Annotated in this window: 8 protein-coding genes; 1 reads left to right on the top strand and 7 read right to left on the bottom strand. The window is 72.8% G+C overall.

All coding sequences use genetic code 11. The features are described from left to right. Window positions 1–458 precede the first annotated feature (458 nt). From AB0G04_RS07240 to AB0G04_RS07210, 7 genes are all read right to left on the bottom strand, one after another. A complete protein-coding gene (locus AB0G04_RS07240; RefSeq protein ID WP_360977929.1) occupies window positions 459–1,556 on the bottom strand; it encodes a glycerophosphodiester phosphodiesterase in 1,098 nt (365 codons plus the stop codon). A 604-nt stretch (window positions 1,557–2,160) separates the two neighbouring features. Further along, window positions 2,161–4,887, bottom strand: a complete 2,727-nt coding sequence (locus AB0G04_RS07235) for a DUF6493 family protein (protein WP_360977926.1) — start codon at window positions 4,885–4,887, stop codon at window positions 2,161–2,163. A 9-nt stretch (window positions 4,888–4,896) separates the two neighbouring features. Next, entirely contained in the window at window positions 4,897–7,752 is a 2,856-nt protein-coding gene (locus AB0G04_RS07230; RefSeq protein WP_360977923.1) for a DUF6493 family protein, read from the bottom strand. After that, window positions 7,749–9,137 carry an SWIM zinc finger family protein gene (locus AB0G04_RS07225; protein WP_360977920.1) on the bottom strand — a complete coding sequence of 463 codons (1,389 nt, stop codon included), beginning with the start codon at window positions 9,135–9,137 and terminating at the stop codon, window positions 7,749–7,751. Before AB0G04_RS07225 ends, AB0G04_RS07230 begins: the two co-directional genes overlap by 4 nt. 48 nt (window positions 9,138–9,185) lie before the next feature. Then, entirely contained in the window at window positions 9,186–12,146 is a 2,961-nt protein-coding gene (locus AB0G04_RS07220) for a glycine--tRNA ligase (RefSeq protein ID WP_360977917.1), read from the bottom strand. Window positions 12,147–12,214: 68 nt separating this feature from the next. Then, window positions 12,215–12,988 carry a hypothetical protein gene (locus AB0G04_RS07215; RefSeq protein ID WP_360977914.1) on the bottom strand — a complete coding sequence of 258 codons (774 nt, stop codon included), beginning with the start codon at window positions 12,986–12,988 and terminating at the stop codon, window positions 12,215–12,217. 107 nt (window positions 12,989–13,095) lie between these two features. After that, complete coding sequence (locus AB0G04_RS07210; protein WP_360977911.1) at window positions 13,096–14,622, bottom strand: sensor domain-containing diguanylate cyclase; 1,527 nt, start codon at window positions 14,620–14,622, stop codon at window positions 13,096–13,098. 97 nt (window positions 14,623–14,719) lie between these two features. Here AB0G04_RS07210 and AB0G04_RS07205 point away from each other — a divergent pair, with 97 nt between their 5' ends. Continuing rightward, complete coding sequence (locus AB0G04_RS07205; protein ID WP_360977908.1) at window positions 14,720–15,373, top strand: HAD-IA family hydrolase; 654 nt, start codon at window positions 14,720–14,722, stop codon at window positions 15,371–15,373. The last annotated feature ends 129 nt before the right edge of the window (window positions 15,374–15,502 follow it).

Below are 15,502 nucleotides of genomic sequence, written 5' to 3'. Positions count from 1 at the left end.
CATTCAGGCCGCCGCCCGCCTGCCGCGTGCTGCCTGCCTGCGGCCGCCGCCCGCTGCCGCCGCTCGCCAGCCGCTGCCGCCGCCCGCCTGTCGCGTGCATGCCCGCCTGCTGCCGTCGGCCTGCTGCCGCCCGCCATCGCCCGCCAGCTGCCGCTGCTGCTGCTGCCGCTCGCCTGCCGCGTGCGTGCATGCCCACCCACCTGCTGCCGCGCCCGCCTACCCGCCTGCCACTCGCTGCCCGCTGCCGACCGCCTCGATGTTGTGAGGTTCGGGTCGAACGTCTCGCCGGAAACTCACAAGGTCGGCCACATCAGATGTGACGACGGCCGCAGAACGGGCGTAAGCCGCCAATTTCCCGGCGCTTCATCCGGCGGAGCTGGCTACTCCGCGCCGATGGCGGTTCGGGCCGAAGTCGCCGTGATGGGCAACTGGGCGGCGGGGCGTGCCAGGTCTCGGTCTCAGACGAGTGTGCGGGCCAGCACACCGATGTCAGGGTTGTCGGTGAACACGCCGTCGATTCCGGTGCGCAGGAACGTGACCTGCTCGTCGATCGACCTGCCGTACGCCGTCGCGTCGGTACCGACGCGCAGCTCCGCCGGGAGGAAGGAGTTCTCCGCCCGGAACGTGTACGGGATGACCTTGAGACCGGCCGCGTGCGCATTCGCGACAAGCGTCGTCGGGGCGCCCAGAGTGCCGTCAGCCTTACGCGGGATGATCTGGCCCTTCTCCGGGCCGAGGCCGTCGACGAACTCCGACAGCTCCTTGAGACCGGCCGGGGAGAGGTAGTCGGCGTACGACCGCGGGTCGCCGAACGGCGCGCCGGACGCGCTGCTCAGGAACACCAGCGGAACCTCGACACGGTGATCGTCGGCGAGGTCGCGCAGGTTCGCCGCCTCGAACGACTGGATGAACACCTTCGCGCCCCGCCTGTCGAGACCGTTGCGGCGCAGCGTACGGACCAGCGGCTTCTCGAGCGCCAGACCGATGTCCCGGAAGAAGGTCGGGTGCTTCGTCTCCGGGAAGACGCCCAGCTCACGGCCCAGCTCGCGGGACAGGCGCTTGCGCAGATCGAGCAGCTCCTGGAAGGTCGGCACCTCGAAGTAGCCGTCGTACACGGTGTTCTGCTGACGGACCGCCGGAATCCGCTCGGTGGCGCGCAGGGTCTTCAGCTCGGCGAGCGTGAAGTCCTGGGTCCACCAGCCGGTCAGGCTGACACCGTCCAGCAGCACTGTCCGTTTACGATCCGCGAACTCCGGCCGTGACGCGACATCGGTGGTGCCACCGATCTCCGGCTCGTGCCGGCACACCAGCACACCGTCCTTCGTGCTCACCAGGTCGGGTTCCAGGTAGTCGGCGCCCAGGCGGGCCGCCAGCTCGTACGACGCGAGGGTGTGCTCGGGCCGGTAGCCGGAAGCACCCCGGTGCCCTACCACCAGCGGCTTGTTCCGGGACCCGCCGCGCTCGCCGGCCCAGGCGGGCGCGGAAGCGGCCCCGGCCAGCGCCGGAGCGGCGGCGGCGACAGCGCCGAAGCGCAGCACCTGACGGCGATCTGCCACGTTGTTCCTCCACGTTCGAATGCCGGCGTTCCTTCGCCGGGTGTCCGATCAGAGTCGACGTGACCGATCCGTCGGCCAGGCGACGCCCTTATGGCATTCCCGCTAACGACGGGTCAATGCTGATCAACCCGGACTGCCTGCGCCGCCCGGACTGCCTGCGCCGCCTGGACGGTCTGACCGCCCGGATGGCCTCAGCGGCCGGATCGCCTGTGCCGCCGGGCTAGCCTCAGCCGCCCGGATGACCTCTGGGGCCGGGACGGTTTCAGCAGCCAAACGGTCTCAGCGACCCGGACGGCCTGATCGACCGGGACGGCCTGATCCGCCCGGACTGCTCGATCTGCCCGGACGGGCTGACCCGCCGGCCAGCATCAGTTGTCGGCCGGTGGGTGTGCCCGGCGCGCGAGGCCGGAGGTCGCGAGGCCGGAGGTGTCGCGGCCGACCCGAGAACAGGTTGCGACCGACCCGGACGGCGGGATGACCGGGCGGAGGAGTCGGCCCGGGGAATCGGTGCTGTACGCGCGAAAGCCCTTCCCGCGCACAGCACAAGCAGTGCACGGCCGGGGAAGGAACGACCCCGATGGCGAAGGGGCGCCGGAGCGGACGATCAGGCCGCGGACAGGGCCGCCTGCAGGCGCTTCGCCTCCCGGACCAGTCGTGAGCCGCCGCCGCGGGCCATGATCGGGGCCAGGCCGGTGATCTCCTCGCGGGCACCCGTCGAAGTGGCCGTGCGGGTGGCCAGCTCGAGCAGGTCGGGCAGACCGCGCGGGGCGGCCTGCAACAACGGTGGCAGGGCGGCGCGCAGCAGCTCCCAGACGGAGACGGCCGCCCCCGCCTGGACGGCGTCGGCGAGGGCGGGCACCACCCGGCTGAGCTTCACGGTGCCGTCAGCGCACAGATCCCCCAGCTCCATGCCGACACCGGCCGCGAAACAACCGGCCGCCGGCACTCCACCGCTCGCGTGCCGGCCCGATGGCGACTCCCCGCCGGAGGCCCGGGCGGCCGGGATCTTCGGTATGCGGCGGGCAGCTGACGGCTCGTCGGGGGACGGCAGCACACCGGGGGGAGCAGCGTCCGGGTGCGGGCTGTGCGGCAGCGTGTAGGCGTCCGGGAGCGGGCCGTCGGCCAGCAGGAGGAAGGCGTCCACGGCGGCGACGCGGTCGGACTGGTGACGGGCGCCGAGACCGTAGGCCACGGCGAGGGTCAGGGCCGGGCCCGCCGGACCGGAGCACTCGGCGAGCAGCGGCAGCAGGGAGGCGCCGCGCTGGTCCAGGTCGGCGAGCGCGGCGATCTCCGGCAGCGCCCAGGCGGCCGCCGCCTCGCGGTGGTGGGGGAGCGCCATGGCCAGGGGCTCCGGGAACTCGGCGTAGTAGCTGCCGTACTCGGGCCTGGACCGGCGGGTGAGCGTGACCAGCGGATCCTCGAGCAGGATGCGGTTGTCGTCGGTGCGGGCGGGCTCCAGGTTGACGACCACGCGGCGGACGATCACCCGGCCGTCGGCGTCGCGGGTGGACTGTTCGAAACGGGTGCTCACCGGGTCGGGCAGGCCGCCGGACCGTAGCCAGGCGGCGAGCTGCCGGCCCGCCGGGGAGGTGAGGGTCCCGGCACGGGCCAGCACGTCGGAACCGGTGGCACGCGGGAGGCGGAGCAGAGCCTGCTGAAGGTCGAGCGGCCAGGGGGTACGGCCGGCCGCCTCGAAGCGGGCCAGCCGGTCGACGAGGACGCCGGCGTCGATGCTGCCGGTGACGTGGGTCGGCGCGGCGAGCAGGCAGGGGACCGGCTGCTCGGCCAGCCCGGCGGCGACCTCGGCGACCCGCAGGGTGAGGATCGAGGCCGGGGTGTGGATCTGTGACGCCCAGTCCCCGCGCGCCGCCGCGCGCAGGCGTTCCCGCATGACGTGGCCACGTTCGTGTCCCAGCGCCGCCCGGATCGCCTCGCCGAGGAACGGCAGACGCCCCCAGAGATCCTGGAACGGCTGCGGATGGCGGTCGAGCACCGGGCCGAGCGCAGCGGCGAGCCCGGACGGCGCCAGCGCGACGAGCCCGGCGAGCACCCGCTCCCAGCCCACCGCGGACGGGTCGTGCAGCAGGACGATCACCTCCTCGGCCAGCTCACCGGGACTCTCGATCGCCGGCACGGTGGCGATCGGCGACACCGGCGGCGGCGTGGGCGGTGGTGCGGACACCTCGTCCCGAGGGATGGTGAGCGCCGTGATCCGGGAATGGGCCGGCGAGCCGGGGGCGACCTCCCCCAGGTGCCGGTCGATCACTGTGAGCGCGCGCTCACGGATGTCGAGAGCGGGATGATCGAGGGCCGTCGCGACCGTCTCGAGAAGGTCCGCGGCCCGCTCCGGTGTCCGCCGGGCACGCCTGTCGAGCCAGACGAGCTGCGCCTTGACGAGCACCTTCTCGGGCCGGAGGAGGGTGGGGACGGAAGCCTCCAGCAGAGTGTCGAGGTCGAGCAGCCCGGCGTCGTCGAGGGCACGCAGCGACCGCTGGGCCAGGCCGGCGACCCGTGACGGCCCCTCCTGCAGCAACCGGACGTGATCGGCCGCATACGCCCCCAGCTCGGCGGTGCCGGGGGAGAGCTGCTGATACAGCCGGGCGAACGGCCGTAGCGCGGCCGGGCGGTCGCCGCGCACCAGCCTGCCGACGGTCGCCTCCAGGACGGTCTTGCGATCCAGCCGGCCGTCGGCGACCAGGGTTGCGATCGCCGTCGCGAAGTCCGCATCCGGCTGTCCGGCCCGGGTCGCCGGAAGGCCGAGGCCGATGCCGTCGATCTCGAAGACGCCGGGAAGGAACGCGTCGAGCCACGGGCTGTCCCGGAAACCGTCGGCGAGCGAGGTGGAAGACCACCAGTCGCCGCTGATCGACCAGAGCCAGGCGCGTACCGCGCCTTCGGTGGCCGGCGGCTCGGCACCGCCCGCGAGCAGCAGGGCCTCGACGAACGCCCAGTCGGCCGTCATGGGGTCGCGGGCGGGCAGCCGTCCGGCGAGGCGGACACCGAGGTCACCGAGCCACGGCAGCCGCCGGGCGCGGGCGATCGCGAGGAACCGGTCGACGGAGATCGTGCCCCAGTCGCGCATGCCCCGGCGAGTGAGCAGCGCCGCGGCGCGGGCGGCCGTCGGCATGCAGCCGATCACGGTGAGCGCGAACAGCCCCGCCGGACTGTAGTGGGACCACTCCGGCCAGTCGCTCTCCGCGCGGACCCGGCGCTCGACGTCCGCGGCGAACGCCACCCGCTCCTGCTCGGTCGCGTCGAGCAGGAGCGCCGCCAGCGCGACGCTGTCGGCGGTGCGGAACGGCCCGGCGAGCCCGGCCCAGGTGAGCGGCATACGAGGACCCTAGATCCCGGGTACGACGTTTCCGCGCGCCCGATCCAGCCGGGCGGTGAGCGCGGCAGCCGCGGCCGGGCCGGGCCAGTCCGGTCCGCCGGACGGATGGGCCAGCACCCGGCGGGCCAGACCGGCGGCCTTGCCACGGCCGGTCGCCGTCCGGGCGAGCGCGGCACGGGCGGCGGTATCGGCCGGGCCGGTCCCGTCGGTGGTGCAGAGCTGGTCGAGCAGGGTCAGGAGAGCGCACAGCGCCCGCGGCGGAATGCCGCACCATGCCGGGACGCTCCACGAGAGACTTCGGCGTACGACCGTGGCATGCAGGGCCGAGACCGCTGCGATCCGGGTGAGCGCCTCCACGGTCCGATAGCCGGACGGACCGTCCCAGAGCCGGCTCGCACCGAGGGCGGCGCCGAGTTCCGCGCTGGTCAGCCGGCCGTCACCGAGGAGCTCGGTGAGCACGTCGCAGGCGAGCGCCCGTCGTTCGGTGCGGTCGCCGATCATCTCGCCGAGCACCCGGGAGAACGCCGCGGGCGGCAGCGGGCGCTCCGGATCGAGCAGCCACGGCAGGGCTCGCCGGGCGTGCAGGCCGACGTCCCAGATCCAACCGGTGTCGCCGGGCCAGAGAGTGCTGGCCCAGGCGGTGCTGTACCGGGCGTCGCCGGCGAACGCATGCCATGCCTGCCACGCGTGGTACTCCGGCAGATGGGTCATGTCCAGGAAGATGCCGCCACCGGGCATCGGCACGTCGCGGCCCTGCTCGTAGGCGCTCATCGGCAGTACCTCCAGCTCGGCCGGCGGCGTGTCAGCCGGTGCGCCGAACAGGTACGGCGCACCGGTGTGCGGCTGCCCGAGCTGCCAGCCGACGGCCCGGCGGACCACCTCCGGCGCACCGCTGAGGTCTTCGTCCGCGGGAGCCGGGGCGCATCCGGCCCGCACCGCCGCCGCGAGAGTGCCCGGCGTCCCGGCGAGTCGTTCGCGAGCTTCGGCCCGGCCCCACGGCGCCAGACGGGTGATCGCGATCGCGACGTCCAGCGGCCGTTCCAGCGCCCGGTCACCTGCCGTGATCACACGCTCGGCCAGCGCGACCGGATCGATCCAGCCCTCGCGATCGGTGGGGTACGCCAGAAGCCGTCCCGCCACACCACCGGCCGTCATCACCAGCACCTCACGCAGCCGCCCCACCAGCCACCCGCGCGGGGTCTCCAGCGGCACGTCGCCGGGCAGTTCGCGCCCGGGGTCGAGCCAGTGCGCGATCAGATGGCAGAAGTCCCCGCTGATCTGTTCGCCCCATTGCGGCTCGTCGCTCTCGAAGTGCCGGTTGACCCGGTCGACGAGCGGCCCGGCCCGCAGCCCGAAGTCGGCCGGACGCGAGGTGTGCAGCGCCGCCAGCCCGTCGAGGGCCCGCTCCAGGTCGTGCGCCGACTCGTAGGTCACATCGACGACCCGCAGCAGCACGCCGATCAGCTCGTCGAAGTCGCCGACGGGCGCCACCGGAGCGGAGCCGGGCCGGGCGTCGAGCCGCGGCCGGGGCACAACCGCGGGCGGTTCCGTGGCGGCGTCGAACGGGCCGAGGCCGAGGGCCCCGGCCTCCGCGATCAGTCCGGCGAGGTCCGGGACCGGCTCCGGCGGGGTCTTCTCGAGCGGTACGAGAGCCGCGACGGACGGCGCCATGTCGGGCATCGCCTCGGTCAGAGCCTGCCGGACGGCCGGGTCGGCGAGGTGTGGCAGGAGCGCCTCGACCGCGACCTGCTGCACGTCGGGCCGGGTGTGGGTGAGCGCCGGGGCGAGCGCGCCCGCGGCCGGCGTCAGCAGGCCCGGCCGGCGGCGCAGCGCCGACCCGATCAGCTTGATCGCGCCGCGCGCGGTCCCGGCCGAGGAGGCGCCGGTGGCCGCGCCGAGATGGCCGACGATGTCCGCCGGGTCGAGCCGGCCGGCCCGATCGAGTGTGAGCAGCGTCTGCACGGCGAAGCCGGCCAGACCCGGCACCCGGTGACCGGCCAGCCGCAGCAGCCGCTGCCGTCGCGCCGCGAGTTCCGCCGGCGTGGGCTTGAACTGGATCAGGAACTGTTTGTAGGCGGGTGCCTCCGTCCCCATGTCACCGCCCATGGCGTCGAACAGTCCGTCCAGGAGGCGCTCCCGCAACGGATGGCCCTCGGCCAGGACACCGCCCAGCACCGGCGACCACATCCGGAACTTGACGAACGGCGGACCCGAGATGCGATTGTCCCGTTCGTCGTTGTTCACGAGCAGGCCGAGGCCGCCGGGACGGTCGAGCAGTGCCGGCAGGTCGATCTCCAGGAGAAGCGGGTCACGAGCCACCATCTCGGCCAGCTGCTCGGCGGACCACGCCGCGAACCAGGGCAGTTCCCGGAGGTATCGATCGTCGGCGGTCGGGCGGGGGATGTGACCCTCGACGGCCAGCCGCCACACCTGGCGCCACAGCGGACCGTAATCCAGGTAGCTGTTCACGAGCTGATCGAGCCATGGCGGGCGCCGCTCGGTGAGCAGCCGGTGCCCGTTGTCGGAGAGGAAGGCATCGGTCAGGTGCCCCCTGCGGTACCACCCGTCGTTGTCGTCGTGGATCGACACGTCGGGCGGCCAGGTCGCCGGGCTCCCGACGCCGGCCCAGGCCAAGTGAGCCGTCTGCAGCTGTCCGCGGACGTGAAGCAGCCCTTCACGTCGTGGGCCGAAGTCGTAGACCAGCTCGCGATCGAGCCGGTGCAGCTCGTCGGCCCGCGCGGCCACGGCGGGCTCGAGCGCCAGGCGATCCGCTTCGGACAGCGGCGCCAGCAGCGCGACGACGGCGTCCTCGTCGGCCTCGTCGATCACGGCGAGCAGCCGCTTCTCCAGATCAGAGCCATTCACGAGCCGGTCTCCTGGTAGTTCGGCCGGCCCGCCGGAGCGGCGGGCGGCTGGGCGGATGCCTCCGAGCTGGTGGCGGCCACGTGCGCCCGGGCGGCCAGCACGTGCCGGCAGGGTCCGCGGGAGTCACCGTGGCGGCTGAACCACAGGCAGGTGCAGCAGGCGTCCCCGCCGGCCAGCGCCACCCGGTGGGCGAACCCGCGACCCCGGACGAACACCTCGTGACCGCCCTCGATCGGCTGGACCGTGATGTCCGGCGCGGAGATCGCCGCGGCCCGCCGCACCCGGGGCTGCAGGGTGGGGACGCGTCCGGCCGCGAACGGTAGGTCCCGCCGGAACCAGGCCTGCTCGGCCAGGTCGTATCCCACCAGGCCCTGACTGCCGAGCACGGCCAGCATCTGCCGCAGGCGTCCGGTGGTGACCCCGGCGGAGGCGGCGAGGGCGGTCTCGTCGAGCCGGGAGGTCCAGGCCAGCGCCGGACGCAGCGCCGAGGCTGCGGCCACCGTCCCGGGGTCGGCGAGCACACCGAGCGCCTGCCCCTCGCCGGAGAAGCCGCGGGTCACGTCCGGACTGAGCACCAGCCACAGCCGGGCCCCGGGCAGGTCGAGCTGGAAGGCGGTGGACCGCGGTCCCGGACCCGGCCGGGTCCACACCGTCAGGCCGAGGGCGTAGCGGGCCAGCGGACGCATCTCGCGGAGCCGGAACGGGCCGGCCACGAGCGGTGCCCTGGCCGTGGCGGCCTGCCGGAATCGCAGCTCCCGGCCCTGTGCCACGAGAGCCCACGGCGGCGCGGAGGCCGGGCCGGCCGGCGGCAGACCGGTCAGCAGGCGGCGCGTGGCGGCCGGGCCCGCGGTGGCGGCGACCTGCATGCCGGCCTGGGCGAGGGCCGCCTCACCGAGACCCTTGATCCATCGGGTGGGCAGCGTGACCTTGCGCTCGAACGCGGCCGTCGCGCGGGTGACGACGGTCAGGCCGTCGGCACCGACGCTCAGGCGCAGCTCGTCCCGGTCGTCCAACTGGGACAGCGCGTCCCGGACGTCCTGGTTGAGGTCGACATTGGTGGTGCCCGGCGCGGCGCGTGTGCCGGTCAGCGCCTCGGGCAGCAGGTCGGCCCGCGCGTAGACGCCGCAGCAGGAGGAGAAGGACTCCAGCCGCAGCCGCCCGTCGCCACTGGTCAGGATCGGGTCGAGGAGCCGGGCCGCGGACGGCTGGAAGTAGCGCGACCGGGCCACCGCCGCGACCGCCAGCAGCAGCGCGGCGACCAGTCCGGGCCGGGCCGCGAACCCGTCGAAGAACGGAAGCGGGCCGGAATCACCGGCCCGCCCCAGCCCCAGCACACCGCCGTCCAGCCGGGACGGCCGGTCGTAGGCGAGAACCACTTCGGACATCGTCCACCTCCGTGGCTGAGCAACCTAGCGGAGGCGTACGACAGAACCTCACATCCGCAGGTGGTCCCAGTCGAGCAGGCCCTCGCCGAGATCCCGGACGCTTGCCAGCAGCCCGAGCCGCGCGGCCCGGACCGCGGGGTCGTCGGCCATCACGAAGACCTCGTCGAAGAACCGCCCGACCGGCTCGACCAGCACCCCGGTCGCGGCGACGAACGTCGAGATGTCGGAGAAGCGGGCGTGCTCCACCGTGCTCACCGCGGTGTGCAACGCCAGTTCGGCGGGTTCTTTCAGCACCGCGGCGTCATAGGTGGGCGCGGTCCCGGCGGGCACGATCCGCCGTGCCCGCTGCACCGCGGTGGCCACCGCCCGGAACCCCGGATCGGTGACCGCGGTGTCGAGCTGGTCCAGCAGCGAGACCGCCACCGACGGCCGGCCGGCGTGCGGCAGCACGGCTCGCACCCGGTCCACCGGCCGCCCCTCCTCGGTGAGCAGCTGCTCCAGCCGCTTGGCCAGGAAGTCGCTGATGGCGGCGAGGGTCGCGGGTTCCACGGGTACGGGCTGGGCAGCGGCCGCCAGCTCGATCCCGTCGGTCAGGGAGAATCCGGCCAGCGCCGGTGCCGCCCGATGCACCGCGAGCAGGCCGAGCACCGCCCGCCGGACCGCGAACGGGTCGCTGGAGCCGGTGGGCAGCCCCACGGTGGCGGCGAGCCCGGTGACCAGGTCGAGCCGGTCGGCCAGCGACAGCAGCGCGCCGGGCACGGAGGCGGGCAGCACGTCACCGGTGTTGCGCGGCAGTTCGGCCTCGTAGACGGCCTGGGCGACGGCCCGGTCCTCGCCGGCGTGCAGTGCGTAGTCACGTGCCATCACCCCGGCCAGGCTGGTCATCTCGGTGACCAGCTGGGAGCCGAGGTCGAACTTGAGCAGTTCGGCGGCCCGGTCCAGAGCCGGTGAGCCGATGCCGAGGCGCTCGGCGATGGTGAGGGCGAGGGCCGCGATCCGGCGGGCCCGGTCGGCCATCGAGCCGAGCTTGTCGGTGAAGGTGAGGCGGTCCAGGTGGGCCTTCATGGTGGCGAGCGGCGTCTCCCGGTCGGCACGGTAGAAGAACGCCGCGTCCTCGTAGCGGGCCCGCAGCACCGCCTCGTTGCCGGCGCGCACGAGTTCCACGTCGACCGGTCCGTTCGCCACGGTCACGAACATCGGCAGGAGTGCTCCGTCCGCGTCGCGCACCGGCAGGTACCGCTGGTGTTTGCGCATCACCGTGGTGAGCACCGCGTCCGGAAGTGACAGGTAGCTCTCGTCGAAGGTGCCGAGCAGCGGCAGCGGCTGTTCGACCAGGTCGGTGATCTGGTCGATGAGGGCCGCCTCGCCCTTCACGTCGATCTTGCCGTCCGGGTAGACGAGGTCCTGGGCGCCGATGACGATCAGCTCACGGCGGTCCTCGTGGTCGGCGACGATCCCGTTGACGCCGAGCGTCTCGAGGAACGTCTCGGCGGAGGCGATGTCGGCGTGCGGCGGCTGGGCGGTGCGCAGCAGCCGGGTCCGGCGGCCGGCGGCGAGTGTGGAGACGGCAACCGGCACGACATCGTCGCCCCAGAGCGCGGTCAGCCAGCGGAGCGGGCGGCTGAAGGCGAGCCGGGGATCGTTCCACCGCATGTTCTTGGCGGCCCGCAGGCCGGTCACGACCTGCGCGAGCACGTCGGCGAGCACGGTGGGTGCCGCGCGTCCGGCTTCGTGCTTCTTCACCACCACATGCGGTACGCCGGCGAGCTCCTCGGTCTCCACGTCGGCGATCGTGACGCCCTGTCCCCGGGCGAAGCCCTCGAGCGCTTTTGTGGGAGTGCCGTCCGCCCCGTACGCCGCTTGCGCCTTGGGGCCTTTGACCGTGCGCACGTGATCGTCCTCGCGTGCCGCGACCGCCGGGACGACGGCGATGAGCCGCCGGGGGGTGCCGAAGACCCGCACCTCGCCGTGGCCGAGCCGGGTGCCGGCGAGTCCGTCGGTGAGCAGCCGTCGCACCTGCTCGCGCGCGGACCGCAGCTCGGCCGGCGGCAGTTCCTCGGTGCCGATCTCGAAGACCAGCGTGCGTTCGCCGTCGGCGGTCTGCACCGCCGGGGCGGGACGGGCCGGTGCCGGCGGGTCGATCGTGCCGAGCGGCAGGCCCAGTTCGGTGCGGCGGCCGACCCACAGCCGGGCGACCTCGCCGGCGAGCCGCCGCATCCGGCCGAACTCGGCGGCGCGGTCGGCGGTGGAGACGGCGCCGCGGGAGTCGAGCACGTTGAAGGCCTGGGAGCACTTCAGCACGTACGAGTGCGCGGGCACCGGCAGCCCGGCGTCGATCATGCGCTGGGCCTCGGCCGCATAGATCTCCAGCAGCCGCCGGTTGGCGTCGATGTCGGCGTCGTCGAGGTAGTAGCGCGACATCTCGTACTCGGATTGGCCGAAGACCTCGCCGTAACTGACGCCGGGGGAGTACTCGATCTCCTTGAAGTGGGTCTTCTCCTGCAGCGCCATGATGATCCGCTCGATGCCGTACGTGATCTCCACGCTGACCGGATCGAGGTTCAGGCCACCGGCCTGCTGGAAGTAGGTGAACTGGGTGATCTCCAGCCCGTCGAGCCAGACCTCCCAGCCGAGTCCCCAGGCGCCGAGCGCGGGGGAGGCCCAGTTGTCCTCGACGAACCGCACGTCGTGCGCCGCCACGTCGACGCCGATCGCGGCGAGGCTGCCGAGGTAGAGCTCCTGCGGATTGCCGGGGTCCGGCTTGAGGACGACCTGGAGCTGCGTGTGGGTCTGCAGCCGGTTGGGGTTCTCGCCGTACCGCGAGTCATCGGGACGTACCGACGGTTCGGGGTAGACGACCCGCCACGGCTCCGGCCCGAGAACCCGCAGGAAGGTGGCCGGGTTGAGGGTGCCTGCGCCGACCTCGGTGTTCATCGGCTGAACGACCAGACAACCCTGATCGGTCCAGTACGCGGTCAACCGGGCCAGTGCGTCCTGCATGGTGAGCATGGGACCGAAGTCTAGGTGTGCCGGTGCGGGGGCCGGTGCGCGAACATGCACACCGGCCCCGCGCAAGGTCAGACGTAGTCCTTCCGGAGGTCCGTCTGGGTGGCGGTGAGAGACAGGTTGCAGGAGGTGAGGCCACCCTTGGGCGCGGGGGTGCTGGTCCACTCCAGATAGAAGTGACCGCGCGTGACACCCGGCTTCAGCTCGAACTCGACCGGTCCCTCGCCCTCGGGGAAGTCCCGCCAGCCCGGGTCACCGGACTTGAAAGTGTTCTTCGCGTCGCCGGTGAAACCGACCCGGCCACCGGCCGTCGGCTGCAGGCACTCCCGGGTCAGCTTGACCTTGATCGGGGCGGGGCTGATGAGCTGATCCGGCCCGACCGCCGTGCAGGCCGGCAGGCAGGGCATCGTGAAGGCGTTCCAGCCGAAGACCGTCTGGGTCACCGGCTTCTCGGTGTAGACGTTCAGGTACGCGGTGCCGCTGGCCTTCACCGGTTGCTTGCGGTGCTGGTATTCGGCCGCGTACTGGCCGCTGGCGGTGGCCTTGACCCGGAACCGGAATTCCCCGGAGCTGGCGGCTTCGGTGGATCCGATCCGGACCCTCGGGCCCGTCGTTCCCTTGCTGAAGAAGAAATCGACCTTTCCGGCGTTGCCCGTGTCCCGGCCGATCCAGCCGGCCCAGCCGCTGAGGGTGATCATCGTGCCCGGCTTCACCTCAGCCGTTCCGGCGCTGAACATCATGTCCGTTCTCGGAGGGTCCGCCAGGGGCGCCGCCGCGGCCGGTGCCGCGCCGCTGAGGGCGGCGGCCAGAACGGTGCCGGCCGCGAGCAAGCGGGTACTGCCCACGTTGTCCTCCCCGTGGGGTAGTTTCGGGATATTCAGCCCGAAAGCTACCAGTACGGGGAGCGGCATCTACCGTTTATCCAGCAGACGGCGAGTCCCGTTCCGATCGGTCAGCTGCCGGCCAGGCGAACTCCGCCGCCACCGCGCTTGGCCTGGTACATGTACGCGTCCGCCTCCCGCATCAACTCGGCGACCTCGGTGCCGTGCTCGGGGAACAGCGCCACCCCGACGCTCGCGCCGATCCGTACCGGCTCGCCCTCGATCTCGAACGGCTCCCGGAGCCGCTCGCAGATCCGGTCACCGACCTCGATCGCGGCCCGCTCGTCCGGCGAACCGGTGAGCAGCACCGAGAACTCGTCGCCGCCGAGCCGGGCCACCAGGTCCGGCCGGCGCACCACGCCCTGCAGGCGCTTGCCGACCAGCTGCAGCAGCACGTCACCGGCGTGGTGCCCGACAGTGTCGTTGACCTGCTTGAACCCGTTCAGGTCGAGCAGCAGCAGTGCCACCCGCGTGCCGGTCGCCGCGGCGATCTCCACCGCTGTCCCGGCCCGGTCCAGCAGCAGCTTGCGGTTGGGCAGCCCGGTCAGCGAGTCGTGGAACGCCTGCCTGGTCAGCTCGCTCATGTGCACCTCGGCGGCCTGCCGCATCCGGGCGCTGTCCATGATCAGGGTGCCCTCGACGGCGAGCTGCTGGGCCAGGATCCGGTCCTGGGCGCTCCAGTCCCGGGTGCCGCTCGAGTCCCCGCACATCACCATGCCGACCGGGCCCTGCGCGGACATCAGCGGCAGGGCGATGAACGACTTCAGCCCGAGGGTCTGCGCCAGCCCGCCGGTCCGGATCTTGACCACCGCGGCGTCGCCGACCAGCGACGGCTCGCCCTTCCCGGCACTGCCGCGCCAGACGGGGGAGTCCGAGGCGGCCTTGCCGAGCAGGTTGGCGGTCATCTCCCGGTGGATGTCGTCGGAGAACCCCACGCCGTGCACGTACCGGATCAGGCCCTCACTGTCGATCAGGTGCATGGCGGCGTGCTCGGTGCGGAACGCGGTCGCGCACGAGCGGGTCAGCAGCTCGGCGGCGGTCCGTACGTCCCCGGCCGTCATGCCCTGCTCGAACAGCTCACGGATGGTGGCGCTGCTGTGCGCCACGAACTGCCGCTGCTTCTCCGCCGCCAGCCCCTGCAGAGTGGTCGCGAAGTGCAGAGCCATCGTCGAGATGGTGTCCAGCTGCAGCTCGTCGAGAGCGGTGCCGGTCAGCAGCAGGATGCCGACGGTCTGCCCGCCGATGCGCAGACGGATGGCCATCTGGTCCCCGTTGACCACCGGCTTCCCGCCGGCCGGGGCGCGGAACACCTTGCCGGCCACCAGCCGGTCGCGCTTGCCCGGCTCGCCGACCTGCGCGCTGACCGTCATCTGGCCGGTCTCGGAGTCGAGCTCGAAGACGGTGGCCGCGGTCAGGCCGGCGATCTCGGCCAGGTGCGGCGCCGTCAGATCCAGAACGTGCTGCACCGAAGGGGTGTCCTTGGTCATGAACGCCACCAGCTCGGCCAGTATCAGACCCTGCCGGTCCGGCGTCATGGTGCTCCCGCCGGTCTCGGTGACTCCGGAACCGGCTGTGTGCATCTCGCTGCCCACGCTCATGGCCCTAGGGTCGGCACGGCCGGGTCAGGGTTGAGTCGCGACTCCGCTCCTCCGGGTCGCAAATCGGGTGCGGTCGGGTGCCCCTCATAATCTTCCGATGGCGACCAAGGCGTTGATCTTCGACTTCGACGGCCTGTTGATGGACACCGAGACCACGCTCCTGGACAGCTGGCGTGCCGAATGGCGGCACCACGGGCTCGAACTGGACGAGTCGCGCTTCTTCGCCGACCACGGCGGCGACACCACCGAGGAGCAGTACGCGCTGCTCAAGGCCGCTGTGGGGGCCGGCTTCGACCGGGCCGCCAGCCACGCGCGGCGTACCGCGTACCGCCAGGAACTGCATGTGACGCTGGGCCTGACCGCCGGCCTCGCCACCTGGCTCGCGGAGGCCGAAGGCATCGGGTTGCGGCTCGCGGTGGCGAGCAGCTCGCGGCGTGCGTGGGTGGCCGGCAACCTGGCCCGGACCGGCGACCTGCCCCGTTTCGAGGTGCTGGCCTGCGGCGACGAGGTCGACGGGCACAAGCCGGATCCCGCGGTCTACCTGCTGGCGCTGGAGCGACTCGGCCTGCCGCCGGAGGAGGCGGTGGCCTTCGAGGACACCCCGCACGGCGTCACGGCCGCGGTGGCTGCCGGGTTGCGGTGCGTCGCGATCCCCAATGCGTACGCCCGGAGCAGCCGGTTCGGTCATGCCGGCCTGATCCTGCCCTCGGCCGCCACGATGTCGCTGACCGAGGTGCTGTCCCGGGTGTGAGCCCCGGGCTGGTGCAGGGGCCGCCGGGCTGTCGCGTACCGCTGTCTGACGGGCACCGGAAAGAAACCGAACGCAAAACCCGCGCAAAACAAGGGAGAGAAAAAGGAAAAGCCGGCCGAATGTGAAAAA

The organism is Actinoplanes sp. NPDC023801 (genome assembly GCF_040639655.1).
Lineage (GTDB): Bacteria > Actinomycetota > Actinomycetes > Mycobacteriales > Micromonosporaceae > Actinoplanes.
Note: the sequence above shows the minus strand (reverse complement) of the source record. Positions and strands in the feature narration are given on the sequence as shown.